The sequence below is a fragment of the Planococcus salinus genome (assembly GCF_003719725.1).
Lineage (GTDB): Bacteria > Bacillota > Bacilli > Bacillales_A > Planococcaceae > Planococcus > Planococcus salinus.
Window position 1 is genome coordinate 1 of the sequence record NZ_RIAX01000028.1, and the last position, 1,382, is coordinate 1,382.

General features: G+C 37.5%; 1 protein-coding gene. It reads right to left on the reverse strand.

The window, feature by feature from the left end; translation table 11 throughout:
- Positions 1-45 precede the first annotated feature (45 nt).
- On the reverse strand, positions 46-1,221 hold the full coding sequence (locus EEX84_RS16410) for a replication initiation protein (protein WP_123166725.1): 1,176 nt from the start codon (positions 1,219-1,221) through the stop codon (positions 46-48).
- Between the last annotated feature and the right edge of the window lie 161 nt (positions 1,222-1,382).

A 1,382-nucleotide genomic window follows, 5' to 3' on the forward strand; every position in this document is an offset into this window, starting at 1 on the left:
GACTTTCTGTTTCCAGAAAAAATCATATCCGGGATTTCGATTTTTTTAAGATGTTGGGGTATCTTTTTTTAACTTGCTGCCCTTTTTCTGCGCTAATTTTTCCAGCACCTTTGCTTTCTCTTCTTCGAGTCTTGGATTCGGTTTGGCAGCTTCTTGTGGTTTGTCTTTTGAAGTGAACCAGTCCGGAAGTTTTTCTTCTCGTCCGGTCCATCGTTCTTCCACCGGCTGCAGGTCGGCAAAGGTAATGCGCCCGCCAGCTTCATGAATTTCCCATGCAGAAGTGATTTTGGATTTGATAAACCCTAGAGGATTTTTCACCGTTTTTTCTTCGTTGACGTAGCGAATCAGCATCTCCAATTCCTTTTCCGTGTCGTCCTTCCAGATGAGCGATGCTCCCTGATGCAGCTGCGTGAAGAATGTCGTATCGAACTGGTAGCCTTCAGCCAACGCATTTAGACGAATGCGCAGTTTATCTTGTTCAGATAATTCTTCAAGCTGCTGCGACTTCTTATTCTTATCGAGATTCGGCAGCTGAACTTCCTTTTCAGGAGCATGTTGGATAGTAAATTCAATTCGCTCTACACTGCGCCCTTTTTTAATTTCTTTAAAGCTAATATACAAGTCTGTTTTTCCGTTTACTTCTGTAATGGCCGGTTGTAAGACTCGTGATTTGAAATGACCATATTGCTTATACGCATTAGCTTCAATTCCAATTTTTCCTTTTAACTCCTTAACAGGACATTCCCAGCGCCCGAGATGATACCATTTTTTCATCAGTTCATAAAGACGAATGGAATAGCCACTTTTCAAAGATAAAATATTGCTTAATTTGTAAGATGTAAAGGCTGTTTTCAATTGCAATAGATAAGGTTTGAGATCCGGAGCAAAACGTAGTTGAATCATTCCGGATCCATCTATGTATTCAGCTCTGGAAACCCAATGTGTCATAACCCATCCACCACTTTCAGATGGAATTTCCACTACTTTTGACATTAAATCTTCTACAATTTTTTTCAACTGCGTATAATGTTCGCGTCCCTCTAGACCAAGCATTTCATGAAATTCTCGAACAGAAATTACATAGTCTTTAAAATCCTCGTCAGTTGGTTCAATCATACTTACCATAGTGAGTATAATCTTTTGTTCTCTTGTAGTTAGAGGCTTTTTTTGACGAGCTTCGATCAATTGATTTCCTTGTGTTACTAAGTATTTAGAGTTCATTTGTTTTCTTCTCCTTTCTATTAAATATCACTTTTTATAATTTTGTGATGCTTATTAATTAAAGATTAAACTACATATCATTTAAAAACAACAATTAACACAGTTTTTAAAGATAATGATACTTAGAATCAAAAGTGTGATGTTTAGAATCAAAAGTGTGA